Raw genomic sequence first — 16,059 nt, forward strand, 5'->3', positions numbered from 1 at the left:
GTGGATGAATGACAGGGTGACCCCTCTCACATTGGTCTGTCGAGAGTGCGTGGGGGCTTTGGGCGGGAACCAGTAGGTATGTCGTTCTCGTCTACCACGGGGGTTAAGCCCCCACACAGGACACTGGTACATGGTTCGGACAGGGCCAACGGTTAGCGGTTAGCGGTCGAGGAGGCATCGGTGGCGGGGACCCCCGACAGGTCGGGCGAAGAGCAGAAGGCGTCGGGCGGCCCGACCCCGGACGAACGGGACCCGCGTCTCGCGGTGGCCCGGGAGACGCCGAAGCCGGCGCCTGGCGTGGACCAGGCGACGGCGGTGTTCTCGGTCCGGGACGTCGCCGCGGCGTCTTCCGGTTCCCCGGCGGAGCCGGGCGACGACGCGCGGCTGCGGGCTGCGGTGGCGGCGTGGGTGGCGAGCGGCTCCGCCGAGCCGGATGCTGCCGCTGGGGCCGAGCGGGAGGATGCGGCCGGGGTTGACGCTGGGCCGGTGGCCGACGCTGAGGCCGATGCTGTCGCCGAGCCGGTGGCTGACGCCGAGGCGTCCGACTCCGGGGCTCAGGCCGCTGGTGCGGAGCCGGTGGCTGATGCCGAGCCGGAGGACGGGGCCGGGGCTGACGCTGAGCCGGTGGCTGATGCGGATGCGGATGCGGATGCGGAGTCGAGCGCTGGGCCGGAGGACGAGGTTGCCGACGCCGACGCCGACGCCGATGCCGATGCCGATGCCGATGCCGACGCCGTGACGTCCGAGCCCGGGTCGGAGCCGGTGGCGGATGCCGAGCCGAAGGCCGGTGCCGAGCCGGAGGATGCCGCCGAGGTTGATGCCGGGCCGGTGGCCGAGACTGATGCTGTCGCCGAGCCGGTGGCTGACGCCGAGGCGTCCGACTCCGGGGCTCAGGCCGCTGGTGCGGAGCCGGTGGCTGATGCGGATGCGGAGTCGAGCGCCGGGCCGGAGGACGAGGTTGCCGACGCCGATGCCGACGCCGTGACGTCCGAGCCAGGGTCGGAGCCGGTTGCGGATGCCGAGTCGAAGGCCGGTGCCGAGCCGGAGGGTGCCGCCGAGGTTGATGCCGGGCCGGTGGCCGAGACTGATGCTGTCGCCGAGCCGGTGGCGGATGCCGAACCGGAGGATGCCGCCGAGGCCGAGGCCACGCCTGCGGACAACGATTCCGACACCGACACAGGGTTGGACACCGAGCCGAAGGCCGACGCGGACGCCGAGCCCTCGACCCCCGGCGCCAAGCCCAAGTCCGAGCAGCCCAAGGGCAGTTCCTCCGGGCCCGTCGATCAGGCCACCACCGCCTTCAAGGCCGTCGCGCCCCCGGTCGACCAGCCCACCACCATGCTGAAGTTCCCGGCCGCGAAGGACGTGCCCGAGGCGCCGGCCGAGCGCACCAGCAAGTTCGTACCGCTGAAGCCGCTCGACGACGCGGAGCAGCCCAAGCCCAAGACTGCTGAACCCGCTCGACCCGCTCGACCCGCTCAATCCGCTCGACCCGCGGAGCGACCCGTCGAGCCCGAGCGGACCACCCAGCAGCCGCTGCCGCCGAAGCCGCCGCTCGATCTGCTGGCCGAGCTGACCAACACCCCGCCGCCCCCGGAGACCCGGGTCCGCACCACGGTGCGCCGGATCAAGATCTGGACGCCACTGGTCCTGCTCCTGGCCGTCGTGTTTGCAGTCGTACAGATCGTGCGCCCGCTGCCGACCCCGTCGCTGAAGCTCACCGCGCAGGAGACCGTCTCCTTCGACGGCGGCAAGCCCACCGTGCCGTGGCCCGCCGACGGCCAGGCCGCGATGGACGTGAACGGCATCGGCACGTTCGGTACGTCCGGCGACCAGAAGCCCGTACCGATCGCGAGCATCGCCAAGGTCATGACGGTCTATCTGATCCTCAAGGACCACCCGCTGAAGCAGGGCGGCGACAAGGGCCCGAAGATCCCGGTCGACGCCGCCGCGCAGAAGCACTACGAGACCGGCAAGGCGGAGAACGAGTCCGTCGTGAAGGTCACCGAGGGCCAGCAGCTCAGCGAGTACGAGGCGCTGCAGGCGGTCATGCTGCCGTCGGCCAACAACGTCGCCAAGCTGCTCGCCCGCTGGGACACCAACAGCAGCTCCGAGGACGCGTTCGTCGAGAAGATGAACAAGACCGCCAAGGAGCTGGGGATGAAGAACACCACCTACACCGACCCCAGCGGGCTCGACAAGACGACCGTGTCCACCGCCGAGGACCTGGTGAAGCTGGGGCGCGCCGCCATGGAGGACCCGGTCTTCAAGGAGATCTCCCGGCAGAACAAGTACACGGACCTCAACGGCGACGAGCAGAAGAACTTCCTCGGCCTCGTCCCGACCGTCGCCGTCGGCATCAAGACCGGCACGACCACCGCGGCGGGCGGCAACATCCTGTTCGCCGCGGAGAAGACCGTCGACGGCAAGACCCAGACGATCATCGGCGCGGTCCTCGGCCAGTACGGCAGCCAGGGCGTCGCCAACATCGACCTGGTCACCTCGGTCACCAAGAAGCTGATCGAGTCGGGCCAGGACGCGCTGACCGCGAAGAAGGTCGTGAAGAAGGGCGACGTCGTCGGACAGGTCGACGACGGGCTCGGCGGCACGACCCCGGTCGTCGCCACGAAGGACGTCTCCGCCGTCGGCTGGTCGGGCCTGACCGTGAAGCTGCAGCTCGACGCCCAGAAGGGCCAGGAGATCCCGCACTCGGCGAAGGCGGGCACCGTGGTCGGCGTGCTGAGCGTCGGCGACGGCAAGAACGACGCGGTGGAGATCCCCGTCGCCCTGCAGCAGGACCTCGCCGAGCCCGGCTTCGGGCCGAAGATCACCCGGGTCGGCTGACCCGGCAGGAGCCGCGCGCGGGAGGTCGGTCACCCCGGCCTCCCGCGGCGACTGTTCGAACGCGCCGTGCTAGCGTCGCGAGACCACCGGGGCAGGACCGGGACGTCCCCTCGGTCGCTTGAGACGTACGTACGGGAGTGTCAGCAGTGGCCACAGCGGAGCCGACGCGCGCCGACGACGACGCGGAGCCGGGTGCGGGTCGCGTACGAATACGAGTACCCGCCCAGCCCGCGCACGGCGCGGACCAGGAGCCGGCGCCCGCGGGTCCCGGCCGGGGCGAACCGTCCGGTTCCTCGTGGTCGGAGCGGGCCGAGCGGCACCCCGTGTTCGTCGTCACCGCGGTCGCCGCGGTGCTGCACATCATCTGGTTCTTCACGTTCGCGAACAGTGGCGGCGACCTCGCGGCGCAGGACGCCTGGGCCGAGTTCGTCGGCCGGCACCCCGACTCCGCGTACAACCTCGCCTGGTACGGCGGCATGCACCCGGTCTCGTACAGCGTGGTCTCGCCGTATCTGATGTCGATCCTCGGTGTCCGTACGACGATGATGATCGCGGGCACCGCGTCGGCGGGACTCCTCGCCCTGATCCTGGTCCGCTCCCGGGCCGTGTCCAAGCCGATGTGGCTGGCGTTCTCCGGGGTCTTCGCGCTGCTGTGCAACGCGGTGTCGGGGCGCGTCACCTTCGGCCTCGGGATGGCGTTCGGGCTCGCCGCGGTCGGGGCCGTGTTCTGCTGGCCCTACCGCTGGCGCCGCAAGCGCTGGGCGAAGGCGGCCGCCGCCGCGCCGCTCGCCGGGCTCGCGACGGCCTGCTCGCCGGTGGCCGGACTGTTCGTGGGGCTCGTCGCCGTCGCGCTGTTCCTGCAGAAGCGGCGGCCCGGTGCGTACGCGCTCGGTCTCGCGCCCGCGGCGGTGGTCGGCCTGTCCGCGCTGCTGTTCCCGTTCTCCGGGACGCAGCCGATGTCGTTCTGGTCGGCGCTGTTGCCGGTCGTCTACGGCGTACTGGTCTACGTCCTCGTGCCCAAGGAGTGGAAGACGGTGCGGATCACCGCCGCCGTCTACACCCTGGCCGTGGTCCTGGTGTGGCTGATCAGCTCGCAGATCGGCACGAACATCAGCCGGCTCCCGATGCTGTTCGCGGGCGTCGCGCTGCTGGCCGCCCTGCCGTTCACGGCGCCGCGCACGCGCAAGTGGTACGTCATCGTCGTCGCGTTCGCCGGGATGAACCTCTGGGTCGGCGTCAAGTCCGTCGACGACGTCATCCACACCACCCCGGCCGCCTCCTGGGCCCGCGAACTCGCGCCGCTCGTCAACCAGCTCCAGGAGAACAAGGCCGAGCGGGGCCGCGTCGAGGTCGTGCCCGCCCGCTCGCACCGGGAGGCCTCCGCGCTCGCCCCGTACGTGAACCTGGCGCGCGGCTGGACCCGGCAGGCCGACATGAAGCGCAACCCGCTCTTCTACGACGACACGCTCAACTCGGCGAACTATCACGAGTGGCTCAAGCGCTGGGCCGTGCACTACGTCGTGCTCCCCAAGGGCGAGCCGGACGGCGACGGCGGCCAGCGCGAACGGCAGCTGCTGCAGCGCGGCCTGCCCTACCTCAAGCAGGTGTGGGGCGACGCCAACTGGCAGCTGTTCGCCGTGACCGATCCGACGCCGATGGCCGAGCCGAACGCGACGGTCGACGCCGCCGAGCAGGCCGAGCTGACCATCGAGGTCAGCAAGCCGGGCCGGATCCTGATTCGCGTCCCGTACTCGCCGTGGCTGTCGGTCGTCGACGCGGACGGCAAGTCGCTCGACGCCCCGAAGGAGACGGACGCGTCGAAGCGGGCGCGGGAGGACGACGACAGCCTGCCCAAGGAGTTCGCCAACGTGCACGGGTGTCTCCTGGAGACCCCGGAGGACGCGTCCGGCGACCAGTGGACCGAGCTCCTCGCACCCCGCGCCGGCACGTACCACCTGGCGGCGCCCTACAAGTGGTCCCGCGGTACGCCCTGCCCGGACGAGCTGAAGTAGCAGCGGGGTCCGGGCGGCGTCAGCAGATGTCGCCCTGCAGGCGCACGCCCGCCGGCTCCTGTGTGCCCGCGATCCGCGTCCGCACGGTCTCCAGCTGCGCGAGGAGCTTGTCCAGCGTCGCGGCGTACGGCGACCGGACGTACTCGAGCACCGCTCGGTAGAACGCGTCCCGCAGCACCGGCGGCATCACGTCCGACGCGTCGAAGCAGAGCGTGTTCGCGTCGTCGACGAGGTACGACGCGATCTCCCGCGCCGTCGCGTTGTCGTCGGGCTGCGGATCGGTGCGGTCGGGGAAGAACGGGCGCAGGTGCGGGCGCGCCGCCCGCGTCCACTGCTCGCGGCCGCTCTCGCTGGTGAGCCGCTGCACCAGCTCCTGGGCACCGGGGTTGTCGGTGAGCACGGCGGCCATGTCGCCCGAGACCTCGAAGGTGTTCTTGTACGCGGCCGAGCCCGACAGGTAGCGGGCCGCCGGCTCGACGCGGACGTCGCCGCGGGACGCGTACACGAACCGTACGAACGACGCCTGGTGCTCGTGGGTGCAGCCCGGCAGCGAACCGCCGAGCAGCCCGCGCGGGTCGCCGTCCGGGTGCCTCGGGTCGGGCGTGCCCCAGAACGACATCGTCAGGGCGCGCTCCGTGTCGCTCGGGCCGCCCGTCTTCAGCAGCCGCGCCCAGGTGGTGAACGCCCGCCGCACTTCGGGGGACGTGGCCCAGTCGAGGCGGCCCGTGGCCCACCGGGTGTAGACGGCGGGGCCCGCCTGGTGCAGCAGGATGTCCTCGACCCAGTCGGTGCCCGGCCAGCCGGACGTGGCCTGCGCCGCCATGCCGACGCACCAGCGGGGGTCGGCGTCGGAGGATCCGGCGCGGCTCCACATCAGGCTCTTCAGGTCGACCTTCAGCGGCACCCAGTACGTGCGGCGCCGCCCGTCGACCTTGAGGGTGGGGGACCAGGGCGGGTAGGCGCGCTCGGCGGTGGACGGGTCGAGCGGCTCCAGCTTGTTCTGGATGGCGTACTCGGTGAGTTCGCCGATGCTGTTGAGGATGGCGACGTCGGGCGGCGCGTCGGCGGCGAGCTGGGCGACGAGGGTCTCGCGCAGCGAGCGGGTGCCCTTGTAGACGTAGCGGTGGCCCGAGCCGCGGGACAGCTCGCGCAGCACGCTCTCGAACGCGGCGCCCTCGGGTCCCGTCCACGGGCCGAGCACCACGACGGCGCTTCCGCTGCCGGACGAGCAGCCGCCGCTGAGCGCGGCGAGGGCCAACAGGCAGGCGGCAAGCAGGAGTTGCACCACCCTTCTTGAGACTCTCCTCGCGGCTGTTCTCGTCGCTCTCCTCATGGCCGGCTCCCTGCGCCGCCGCGGCCGACCGCCAGGTACTCGCGGCGGTACGCGTACAGGGCGCCGCCGGTGACCCCGGCGGCCAGCAGACCGGCGGGCGCCACCCATCCGGCGACCGCCCCGATGCCGCCCAACTCGCCCTGGCCCACCGTGTGTTCCATGCGCGCGGTCGCCGGGTGGATCGCCGCCGGGGCGGGCGTCGCCAGGGGGTCCTCGTCCAACGCGACCTCCGTGCGGGGCGAGGCCTGCTCGGCGAGGACGTCGGCGTACGGGACGGCGTCCCGCTGCGCCACCCACGCCCGTACGCCGTCGGCCACCGCCCACGGCACCAGGAGCAGCGGCAGCGCGGCGGCCAGCAGCGGCACGCTCGCCCTGATCCGCATCCGGCGGCGCAGGAAGAAGTGCGTGCGCCACAGGCCCACCGCGAGGAGCGTGAAGGACAGCAGGGCCAGGGCGGTGGCCGCGAGGACGTCGGGGCCGAGCGCGGCGCGCTCCGCGAGGCGGTCGTGCAGATCGCGTTCGAGGGCGGCGATGCGGTCGACGACGGTCGTGGCGTCGGTCCCGCGCTCGGCCTCGCAGGGCGGGTAGGGCGCGTCCCGGTCGGTGGCCGGTGCGGCACTCGCGCCGGAGCACAGCATGCTCTGCGCGTACGCGAGTCCGGCCTTGCGCAGCGCCGGGGTGGCGACGTTCGTCCTGGCCCAGGCGATCCACTCCTCGTAGCCGTCGATCAGTCCGGAGACGACGTCGAGCTCCTGGCGCTGGGCCTCGCCGAACGCGCCGCCGCGCGAGAGCCGGGCGATGTCCTGCGCGGCGGCGCCGGTACGGGCGGCGTAGCGCGGGCCGAGCCCCGACAGGCCGACGGCGTCGCCCGCGTCCAGGCTGACCTCGGCCTCGCGCTGGGCGATCAGGAGGGAGATGCGCGCGTCGGCCAAGTCGCCGAGCGCCGGGGCGAGTTGGGTGCGGATGTACGTCGAGTCGTCGCGTACGTCGGTGTAGGCCCAGCCGAGTGCGGCGAAGCCGACGACGGCGAGCAGCGGCAGGGCGATCAGCCGGTCGCGCAGGTAGCTCCGGTTGCGCGGGTGGCCGTGGGTGCGCGCAGCGGGCGGCCACAGCACGCGGCGCAGGGCGGGCACCCAGGCGGGTAACGGTCGCGGCCGACTCATCCGGCCCGCCTCATCCGCCGCGCCTGAACAGCGGGCGCAGCAGTGCGGGCAGCGGGCGGCGCTCGCGGTGGTGGCGCAGGGCCATGGGGCGGACCAAGTAGGCGCGGTCAAGCAGGCGTTCGGCGATCCCGTCGGCGTGCGGCAGGTCGGTGTCGCGGGCCGCCTGGTGGGCGAGGAGGAGGTAGAAGCCCGACAGGTCACGGCCCAACGCCCGCTCGGAGGAAGGGAATTCGAGGCGGGCACCGGCGTCGCGCGCCTCGTCGTCGCGGGCCGCCGTCTCGCGGGCCAGTTGTCCGAGGGCCGCCGCGTCCACGATGCCGCCCGCGGCGAGCCGCTGGGCCGCCTCCCACACCTCGGCCTTCATCCGCACCCTGGCCCGCTCGTCGGTGAGCCCGTGCTCGTTGAACAGGCGGGCGAGGCGGACCAGGACGGTGCTCAGGGTGTCGGTGCAGGCCGCGTACTCGACGGCGATCCGGACCGTCGCGGTGCGGGCGGCGGTGCGGTGCCTGGAGTGCTGCGGAACCGCGTCGAGCGCCTCGATGGCCGCGGCGCAGGCGCGCGGCTCACCGAGGGCGAGCCGGGTCCGCGCGGCGCCGAACGCGGCGCTGCCGAGGGACGGATTGCGCAGCCGCACCGCCTCGTAGAAGGTGAGCGCCTCGTGGTGGTGGCCGAGCCGCTCGGCGCAGAGGCCGAGGGCGAGCTTGGGCGCGTACTCGCCGGGGATCGCGCCGTAGACCTGGTCGAAGTGGTCGCGGGCCGAGGTGACGTCGTCGCGGGCGAGCGAGATGAGGCCCAGGTGCCAGTCGATGCGCCAGTCGTGCCGGGAGCGCTCCCGGCCGATGCTGTCGGCCGCGGCCCGCAGCTCCTGCTCGGCGAGCTTGAGACCGGCGTCGTCGAGCTCGGTGCGCAGGGCGACGCGCAGCCTCAACCGGCAGCGCAGCAGGTGCACTTCGGGCGAGTCGCGCCAGTCGGCGGTGTGCTGGAGCAGGGCCGCCGGGTCGGCGTCGGCGAGCCGGCTGAGCGCGGCGTGGTGCGCGTCGTGCGGGTCGGGCCGGGGGACCGGCAGGCGGGCCGCGGCGTCGGCGGTGCCGGGCGCCTCGTGCAGCGGGCCCGGCGGGTTCTCGTCGGGCGGCACGGCCCAGCGCGGCACGGCGGGGGCCTCGCCCAGGCCGCCGTCGAGGGCGTACGGCGACTGCAGGAACAGCGGGGACGGCTCGAAGGTCTCGGCCCGGGTGCGCAGGGAGCGCAACTCCCGCCACACGCCTCGCAGTTGGTCCTCCATCTCGCGGGCGTCGGCGAACCGGTCGGCCGGGGTGGAGCGGGTGGCGCGGCGCAGCACCCGGGCCAGCGAGAGCAGCCCGAGGCCGTCCGGTGCGGGGGTCGTGGTCCCGGCGGCGGCGCGGGCCGCGAAGGTGTCGCCCGCGCGCAGCCGGTCGAGCGCGCCGAGTGGGCCCAGGTCGCGGTGGCCGTCGCCGAGCCCGCACAGGACGCGCAGGGTCTCGCCGAGGCTGAACAGGTCGTCCTGCGGGCCGGACGCGCCGGTCACCTCGTTCGGCCTGAGCGGCACGTTCGGGGCGCGGAAGCCGTACGTGGTCAGCCCCGGCGCCCCCGCGGGCCGGATCGATCCGACGTCGACGACCTTGATGGCGGCGCCGTCGTGCATCACGTTCTGCGGCTTCAGATCCCCGTACACGAGCGCGTCGGAACCGGGCCGCGCGTGCAGGTGCTCGAGCGCCGACAGGATCCGTACGCCGTACGCGAGCACGAACTCGTGGAAGCGGGACCCGCCGAACCGGTCCGGGTCGATCCTGGCCAGGGCCCGTACCTCGTCCAGGTTGAGCCCGTCGACGTAGGGCAGGACGAGGAAGTCGCCGACCCGCTCGTGGGTGCCGTAGTTGAAGACGGGGATGATGCCCTCGTGGTTGAGGTCGGCGAACGCCTGCCGCTCCTCCTCCAGCGCCCGTGCCGCGAAGGCCACTTGCCCCGGGCGCAGCGTCTTGACGGCGACCTCGCGCTCGTCGACCTTCTCGTCGCGGGCGAGGTACACGTCCCCCATTCCGCCGAGCCCGAGCCGCCGCACCACCCGGTACTGCCCGGAGAGCAGCTCGCCGGGGACGAGTCCCGGCCGGGAGTCGACCGGGTCGGGGCCCGCCGGAGCGCGGGGCCGGATCTCCGGCAGGGCGGTGACGTCGACGCCTTCCCCGGGCAGGCCGACATCGGCGTCCCGCGGCGCGTCGGGCGGCGGCATGACGATCAGCGGCCCCGAGGAGTCCCCCTCCATGCCGACCCAGGGTAGGTGCGGGGGGCCGGTGTCCGACAGACCCGGGGCGGGTGCACAGCACGGCGCCCCCTGCCGGTGGGGCAGGGGGCGCCGTGCTGTGCCGTGGGGGCCGGAACGTCAGCGGCCGACCTGGGCGCCCTGCAGCGCGTTGGTCTTGGACGCCAGGTCGTTCTTGGTGGCCAGCTTGTCCGCGGCCTTGCTGACGGCGTCGATGACGACCTTGGCGTTGAGCGAGTGGAGCGGGTTCTTCGCCGTGGTCTTGGTCACCGTGTTGGAGTTGAGCAGTTCGTCACTGCCGCCCGACACGACCGGGGCGTCTGCGAGGGCGGGCGAAGCGGCCCCGAGAGCAAGGGCGATTCCAGCGATTCCAGCAGCAGCCTTCGCGATCTTCACTTCGGTGTCCCTTTCGGATGGGGCAGGTCATTCCTGCCGACACCCGTAACAGGGCAGGTGGGGCAGGGGTCGCGCTGCTTCACCGGTTCGGCGCATTTGTCACTCATCGGGCTTTTCAACCGTGGCCGGTGCCAACAGCTCGGCCAAACGGGGGAGTTGAGCCGGGTCTTCCAGGGCCGATCCGACGGCGACGACGCGGGCCCCGGCCGCCAGGTACGCGGCGGCGTTGCCCGCGTCGATGCCCCCGGTCGCGACGAGCGGCACCTCCGGGAACGGGCCCCGCATCGCCCGGAACCAGTCCACGCCGAGCACGCTCGCCGGGAACGCCTTCAGCCAGGTGAGCCCGAGCGCCCGCGCGGCCTGCACCTCCGTCGGCGTCGCCACCCCGGGCAGATGGGGGAGCCCCGCCGCGACGCTGGCCCGCGCCACGGCCTCGTCGAGTCCCGGGGCCACGGTGAACGCGGCGCCCGCCCCGACCGCCCACGCGAGGCGCTCGGCGCTGGTGACCGTGCCCGCGCCGACGGCCCTGCCGCGCTCGGCCCCGGCGGCCACGACGGCGGCGAGCACCCGCGCGGCCTCCTCGGACTGCACCGGCACCTCGATGCAGTCGATGCCCAGGTCCCAGGCGCGGACGGCGAGTTCGAGGGTGCGCTCGACGGGCATGCCGCGCAGGATCGCCATGACGGGCGCCCCGGCGAACAGCTCGTCGAAGGTGAGTGCCTGCCGGCTCGCGGGTCCTACGGGCGCCATCCCAGCTCCTTGGAGATCGTCTCGGCGGTGGTCAGCAGATCGGGCAGCACGCGGGTGGTGAGGGCGGCGAGGTCAGCCTTCGCCTTGAGCGCGGTCACGGACACGGCGGCGACGACCTCGCCGCCGCCGTCGCGCACGGGGGCGGCGACGCAGTTCACGTAGTCCTCGTACTCGCCGTCGTCGACGGCCCAGCCGCGCTTCCGGACCCGGTCGAGCGCCTTCCGGTAGGCGGCCGGATCGGTCACGGTCGTGGCGGTGTACGCGGTGAAGTCACAGTCGGAGAGCAGGAGTTCGGCCTCGTCGCGCGGCAGGTGCGCGAGGATCGCCTTGGCGACAGCGGCGGTGTGCAGACGCACGGGCCGGCCGATCTCCGCGTACAGGCGCACCCCGTCCACCGGGTCGACCTTGTCGGCGTACACGATCCGGCCGCCCTCGAGCGCGGCCAGGTGCACGGTGTGCCCGCAGCGCTCGCCGAGGGCGCGCAGGTGCTCGCCCGCGATGTCCCTCAACCCGAACTGTTCCAGGGCGAGTTGGGCGAGTCCCGCGAGCCGGTGCCCGACCGCGTAGCGCCCGTCGGGCAGCCGTCGCGCGAGCCCGCCGTCGGTCAGCGACTCCAGGATGCGCAGCGCGGTCGAGCGGTGCACGCCCAGGTGCTCGCCGACCTGGGACTGGGTGCGCGGACGCCGGGCGACGAACTCGAGGATGTCGATGGCCCGCCTCACTGTCTGCGACATGCTCTCAATTCCCCTCTGTACAAAGGGAGTCGGCGGGGACGTAGTCCTCGATGCTGCGCAGGGTGCGGCCGGCGAGGCGGTGTCCCAGGGCGAGCCGTTCGGCGGCGGGTGCGCCGCGCAGCAGCCCGCTCAGCCAGCCGGCCGCGAACGCGTCCCCCGCGCCGACCGCCTCCACCACTTCCATGGCGGGCGCGGGCACGAACTCCCTTGTCCCGTCGGCGAATTCGGTGACGCCGACCGCCCCGTCCTTGACGACGAGGGTGCCGCGGGGCGCGAGAAACGCATGCAGCTCGTCGGCGGTGGCGGCGCCCCACAGGGACTCGCCCTCGTCCCGCCCGACGAGCACGATGTCGGCACGCGCGGCGAGATCGCGCAGTGCGCCGGCCGCCTCCGTGCCCGAACTCCACAGCGAGGGACGGTAGTTGACGTCGAAGGAGACCAGCGTGCCGGTCGCGGCCGCCCGCTCCATCAGGTGCCGCACCAGCTGTGCGCACCCCGCGGACAGGGCCGGGGTGATCCCGCTCAGATGCAGCAGGCGTACGCCCGTCAGGTCGATGCGGTCGGCGTCCGCCGGGCCCATCCGGGAGGCCGCGGAGCCCGCCCGGTAGTAGTGCACGCGCGTGCCGTCGGGCCCCGGGTCCTTGAAGTAGACGCCGGTCGGGGCGTCGGGGTCCGTGACCGCGCCGGTGACGTCCACCCCGCGGGCCGCGACCGCCGCCGTGATCCGCCGCCCGAAGGGGTCGTCGCCGACCCGGCTCGCCCAGGCGGTGCGGTGCCCGAGGTCGGCGAGGTGCTGCGCGACGGTCGACTCGGCGCCCGCGACGGCGAGGCGCACCGCGCGACTGTGCTCGAGCCGCTCCCCGTCGGCGGGCGTGACCTGGGCCATCGTCTCGCCGACGCAGATCACCTCGGGGCGGGCCTGTGCGGCCTGCGTGTCCATGGCGGGTCCTGTCCTTTCGGCCGGTGTCGAGCGGCCGTGCGACCGTAACAGCGCCTGTGCAACGAGTGTGCACATGGTGCAACAGCCCCGGATTTATGGATGCGCGGGCCCGGCGATCCCTGAATGATGCGGATCATGCCGATAGAGACCTCGCCCACCATCACGCCCGGCACCCTTGCCGCCACGCCCCAGCCCACCCTGCACACGGCTGACGGCGAACTGCTCCTGCGGCCGTTCGAGCCCGGCGACGCCCGCACCGTCCACGAGGCCTTCCAGGATCCGACGCTGCGCTACTGGCACGTCCGCTCCATGGAGTCCCCGCAGGAGGCGCTCGACTGGATCGAGGGCACGCACGCGGAGTGGCGCGAGGAGAAGGCGGCCCAGTGGTTCGTGACCCGGGCCGACGACGGGACGCCGCTCGGCCGGATGGGGCTGCGCGACCTCGACCTCATGGACGGCTACGGCGAGATCGGCTACTGGATGCTCCCCGCGGCCCGCGGCCGGGGCGTCGCCCCCAGGGCCCTGACCGCGATGACGGACTGGGCCCTGGAGCTGGGCTTCCACCGGCTCGACCTGCAACACTCCACGCGCAACGAGCCGTCGTGCCGGGTCGCGCTCAAGGCCGGGTACCCGCTGGAGGGCATCCGTCGCAGCTCGGCGCTGCACACGGACGGCTGGCACGACATGCACGTCCACGTCCGTATCCAGGGTGTGCGGGATCTCCAGGGTTCGTGAGTTCAGGACAGGACCAGAGCGGCGACGACCGGGGCCACGTACACCAGCGGGAACGGCACGTGCGAGAACCAGCGCGCCCGCACCACCGTGATGACGGCCCCGGTGAAGTACAGGATGAGACCGATCGCGGCGGCGACGCCGATGGGCGGCACGGCCAGACCGACCAGCAGGCCGACGGCGCCCGCCGCCTTGGCCGTGCCGAGGAAGGTCATCCATGAGGTGGGCACCCCGTAGTCGGCCATCGGCTTGACGACCCACTCGGCGCGGGCGAAGACGGAGTACGCGGAGAAACCGGCCATCAGGGCGGCGACGACGGTGACGATGGTGTGGGCAGTGTGGACCGCGGACATCGGACTCTCCTCAACGGGGGCCGGAGCCCCTCAACTGGCGTTTTCGGGTGCGGTTTTGATCCGCTGCCTGGTTGAAACGCGAGCCCGCCGGAATGTGACACGTCGCGGGAAAAACTTCTGGAACTGATCCTGCCCGAAGCACTCTTGACAGCGTGCGTACTGTTTCGCGACCTTTGAGCCCCATGGGGGAACAGGGGGGCATCCTCAGGTGAAGATCACGACCTGCAGACCCGAGGAGCTGAGCACCGCGCTCCGCGAGGCCTGGCACGAGACGATGGACGAGTCGCCGGACTACCAGAATCCGTTCCTGGCACCGGAGTTCGCGGTCGGCGTGAGCAGACACCGCGGCCGCGCGCACGTGGCGGTGCTGCACGACGGGGGCGAACCGGTCGGCTTCTTCCCGTACGAGAGGGGCCCGTTGGGCGTGGGCCGCGCCATCGGCCTCGGCCTGTCCGACTGCCAGGCGCTGGTGCACAGACCCGGGGTGCGCTGGGACCCGCAGGAGCTGCTGCGCGCCTGCGGCCTGTCGGTCTTCGAGTTCGACCACCTCGTCGAGGAGCAGAAGCCCTTCGGCCGCTACGTCACCGGCACGTTCGCCTCACCGGTGCTCGACCTGAAGGACCCCGGCCACGAGTCGTACGAGGAGTGGCTGAAGGCGACCTATCCGGGCCAGGCGAAGACGACCCTGAAGAAGGAGCGCCGCCTGACCCGCAACGTGGGGGAGATGCGCTTCGTCTACGACGAGCGCGACCCCGAGGTGCTGCGTCAGCTCATGACGTGGAAGTCGGCCCAGTACCGCAGGACGGGCCGCATGGACCGCTTCGCCCGCCCCTGGATCGTCGACCTCGTCGACCACCTCTTCGACGTCCGCGAGGACCACTTCACCGGCGTCCTCTCCGTCGTCTACGCGGGCGACCGCCCGGTCGCGGCCCATTTCGGACCGACGTCCCGTACGGTCTTCGCGGCCTGGTTCACCGCGTACGACCCCGAGTTCAGCTACTACTCGCCCGGCCTGCTGATGCACCTGCGCATGGTCGAGGCCGCGGGCCGCCGGGGCATCCGGCTCATGGACTGGGGGCGCGGCGAGAAGGAGTACAAGGACTGGCTCAAGACCCGCGAACTGCGCGTCTGCGAAGGCTTCGCGACCCGCCCCCACCCGGTCGCCGCGGCCCACCGCCTGTGGCGGCGCCCGGTGCGCGGCCTGCGGAACACGGTCCTCGCGCACCCCGCGCTGCGGGAGCGGGCGGACCGCCTGCTGAAGACGGTGGGCTCGCTGCGAGGTTAGGGCCTGGGCGCGTCCTGGGCCGTGGGTCCCGGCTTCCAGTCCTGGGCGAGGAGACCGAGCACCACCTCGTCCAGGAACTCGCCCATCACCCAGGCCGAGTTGCGCAGGACGCCCTCGCGGACGAACCCGTTGCGCTCCGCCGAACCCAGCATCGCGGTGTTGTCCGCCAGCGTCTCGATCTGCAGCCGGTTCAGGCCGCGTACGACGAACCCGTAGTGGCACAGCGCCCCGACCACATCGGTGCCGTACCCCTTGCCGCGGGCGGACGACAGCAGCCCGAGGCCGATGTGCGCGGCCCGGCTGTGGTTGTCGATGCCCCACAGCGTCGCGGTGCCGACGAGCGCACCCCCGTCCAACTCGACGACGGAGAAGGCGACATGGCCCTGCTCCGAGTCGTTCACCGCGAGTAGCGGGTGCGTCGTGCCCGACGCGATCGGCCGCCACGGCACGGCCTGGGCCCGCGAGTGGGTGACCACGTCGTCGTACAACTCGGCCTGCAGGGCAGGAATGTCGTCCTCGCGCCGGGCCCGCAGCCCGATCTTGTTGCCTATGAGCATGAGGGCTTCCTATCCGAGGGGCCCGGCGGACGGCAAGGGAAGGGGGACCCGCGCCGTTTCAGCGACCGGAGGCGACCTCGTCCTGGGCGTCCGGGTCCGGGCAGGTGAGTGCGCGGATCGCGTGGCGGACGAGTACGCGCAGTTCCGTCGGGTCCGGGATCCCGAGGCGGAGGACGGTCCGGTGGTAGATCGGGCCGTAGAAGAGGTCCAGTGCCACGGCGGGGTCGGTGCCGGGCGGGAGTTCGCCCCGCTGTTGCGCCTTTTGGATGCGCGCGTTGAAGCTGTCGATGCGCGGCTGGACGAGGCGGTCCCGGACCTCGTCGGCGACGTCGGGGTGCTGCAGGCCTTCGGCGATCAGGGCGCTCAGCGGTGATCGTTCGGGCGGGGTGAGCAGGTCGATGAGCGCCGTGATCTGGCGGTGCATGTCCTCGGCCAGGTCGCCGGTGTCGGGGTGGGTCAGGGCCGGATCGATCGCCTCGTTGAGCGCTTCCACGACCACGGATGCCCTGGACGGCCACCAGCGATAGATCGTCTTCTTGCTCACGCCGGCCCGCGCGGCGATTCCTTCGATGGTGAGACGCCCGTAGCCGATCTCGCCGCAGAGTTCGAGCGACGCGTCCAGGATCGCCTGGCGGCTCCGCTGGCTTCGCCTGTCCGGGTTCGGTGAGCCTGTCATGCGCCC

General features: G+C 72.7%; 14 protein-coding genes. 4 read left to right on the forward strand and 10 right to left on the reverse strand.

The window, feature by feature from the left end:
* Window positions 1-180 precede the first annotated feature (180 nt).
* Window positions 181-2,844, forward strand: a complete 2,664-nt coding sequence (locus ACIBUY_RS27855) for a D-alanyl-D-alanine carboxypeptidase (protein WP_399154077.1) — start codon at window positions 181-183, stop codon at window positions 2,842-2,844.
* Window positions 2,845-2,990: 146 nt separating this feature from the next.
* Window positions 2,991-4,856 (forward strand): MFS transporter, encoded by a 1,866-nt coding sequence (locus ACIBUY_RS27860; RefSeq protein WP_399154078.1) that lies wholly within the window; start codon window positions 2,991-2,993, stop codon window positions 4,854-4,856.
* Window positions 4,857-4,875: 19 nt separating this feature from the next.
* Here ACIBUY_RS27860 and ACIBUY_RS27865 read toward each other — a convergent pair whose 3' ends face one another.
* From ACIBUY_RS27865 to ACIBUY_RS27895, 7 genes are all read right to left on the reverse strand, one after another.
* Window positions 4,876-6,144 (reverse strand): extracellular solute-binding protein, encoded by a 1,269-nt coding sequence (locus ACIBUY_RS27865; protein WP_399154079.1) that lies wholly within the window; start codon window positions 6,142-6,144, stop codon window positions 4,876-4,878.
* Window positions 6,145-6,185: 41 nt separating this feature from the next.
* On the reverse strand, window positions 6,186-7,352 hold the full coding sequence (locus tag ACIBUY_RS27870) for a hypothetical protein (protein ID WP_399154080.1): 1,167 nt from the start codon (window positions 7,350-7,352) through the stop codon (window positions 6,186-6,188).
* Window positions 7,353-7,362: 10 nt separating this feature from the next.
* A complete protein-coding gene (locus ACIBUY_RS27875) occupies window positions 7,363-9,633 on the reverse strand; it encodes a tetratricopeptide repeat protein (protein WP_399154081.1) in 2,271 nt (756 codons plus the stop codon).
* A 117-nt stretch (window positions 9,634-9,750) separates the two neighbouring features.
* Window positions 9,751-10,026, reverse strand: coding sequence for a hypothetical protein (locus ACIBUY_RS27880; protein ID WP_365577434.1), 276 nt, complete (start codon window positions 10,024-10,026; stop codon window positions 9,751-9,753).
* A 99-nt stretch (window positions 10,027-10,125) separates the two neighbouring features.
* On the reverse strand, window positions 10,126-10,776 hold the full coding sequence (locus ACIBUY_RS27885) for a bifunctional 4-hydroxy-2-oxoglutarate aldolase/2-dehydro-3-deoxy-phosphogluconate aldolase (protein ID WP_399154082.1): 651 nt from the start codon (window positions 10,774-10,776) through the stop codon (window positions 10,126-10,128).
* On the reverse strand, window positions 10,764-11,510 hold the full coding sequence (locus tag ACIBUY_RS27890; protein WP_365577430.1) for an IclR family transcriptional regulator: 747 nt from the start codon (window positions 11,508-11,510) through the stop codon (window positions 10,764-10,766). The genes ACIBUY_RS27885 and ACIBUY_RS27890 overlap by 13 nt, the downstream gene beginning before the upstream one ends.
* A 4-nt stretch (window positions 11,511-11,514) precedes the next feature.
* Window positions 11,515-12,450, reverse strand: a complete 936-nt coding sequence (locus ACIBUY_RS27895; RefSeq protein ID WP_399154083.1) for a sugar kinase — start codon at window positions 12,448-12,450, stop codon at window positions 11,515-11,517.
* A 135-nt stretch (window positions 12,451-12,585) separates the two neighbouring features.
* On the opposite strand from ACIBUY_RS27895, the gene ACIBUY_RS27900 reads away from it, so the two are divergent.
* Window positions 12,586-13,185, forward strand: coding sequence for a GNAT family N-acetyltransferase (locus tag ACIBUY_RS27900; protein WP_365577426.1), 600 nt, complete (start codon window positions 12,586-12,588; stop codon window positions 13,183-13,185).
* Between the two features lie 2 nt (window positions 13,186-13,187).
* Here the strand turns inward: ACIBUY_RS27900 and ACIBUY_RS27905 are convergent, their stop codons facing one another.
* Window positions 13,188-13,535: a DoxX family protein gene (locus tag ACIBUY_RS27905; protein WP_365577424.1), complete on the reverse strand. Its 348-nt coding sequence runs from the start codon at window positions 13,533-13,535 to the stop codon at window positions 13,188-13,190.
* 208 nt (window positions 13,536-13,743) lie between these two features.
* Here ACIBUY_RS27905 and ACIBUY_RS27910 point away from each other — a divergent pair, with 208 nt between their 5' ends.
* Window positions 13,744-14,820 carry a GNAT family N-acetyltransferase gene (locus ACIBUY_RS27910; protein ID WP_365577422.1) on the forward strand — a complete coding sequence of 359 codons (1,077 nt, stop codon included), beginning with the start codon at window positions 13,744-13,746 and terminating at the stop codon, window positions 14,818-14,820.
* Here the strand turns inward: ACIBUY_RS27910 and ACIBUY_RS27915 are convergent.
* Complete coding sequence (locus tag ACIBUY_RS27915; RefSeq protein WP_365577420.1) at window positions 14,817-15,377, reverse strand: GNAT family protein; 561 nt, start codon at window positions 15,375-15,377, stop codon at window positions 14,817-14,819. The two genes, ACIBUY_RS27910 and ACIBUY_RS27915, sit on opposite strands and share 4 nt — an antisense overlap.
* 58 nt (window positions 15,378-15,435) lie before the next feature.
* Window positions 15,436-16,053, reverse strand: a complete 618-nt coding sequence (locus ACIBUY_RS27920; RefSeq protein ID WP_365577418.1) for a TetR/AcrR family transcriptional regulator — start codon at window positions 16,051-16,053, stop codon at window positions 15,436-15,438.
* Window positions 16,054-16,059: the final 6 nt, after the last annotated feature.

It is taken from the genome of Streptomyces sp. NPDC050085, assembly GCF_044460595.1.
Lineage (GTDB): Bacteria > Actinomycetota > Actinomycetes > Streptomycetales > Streptomycetaceae > Streptomyces.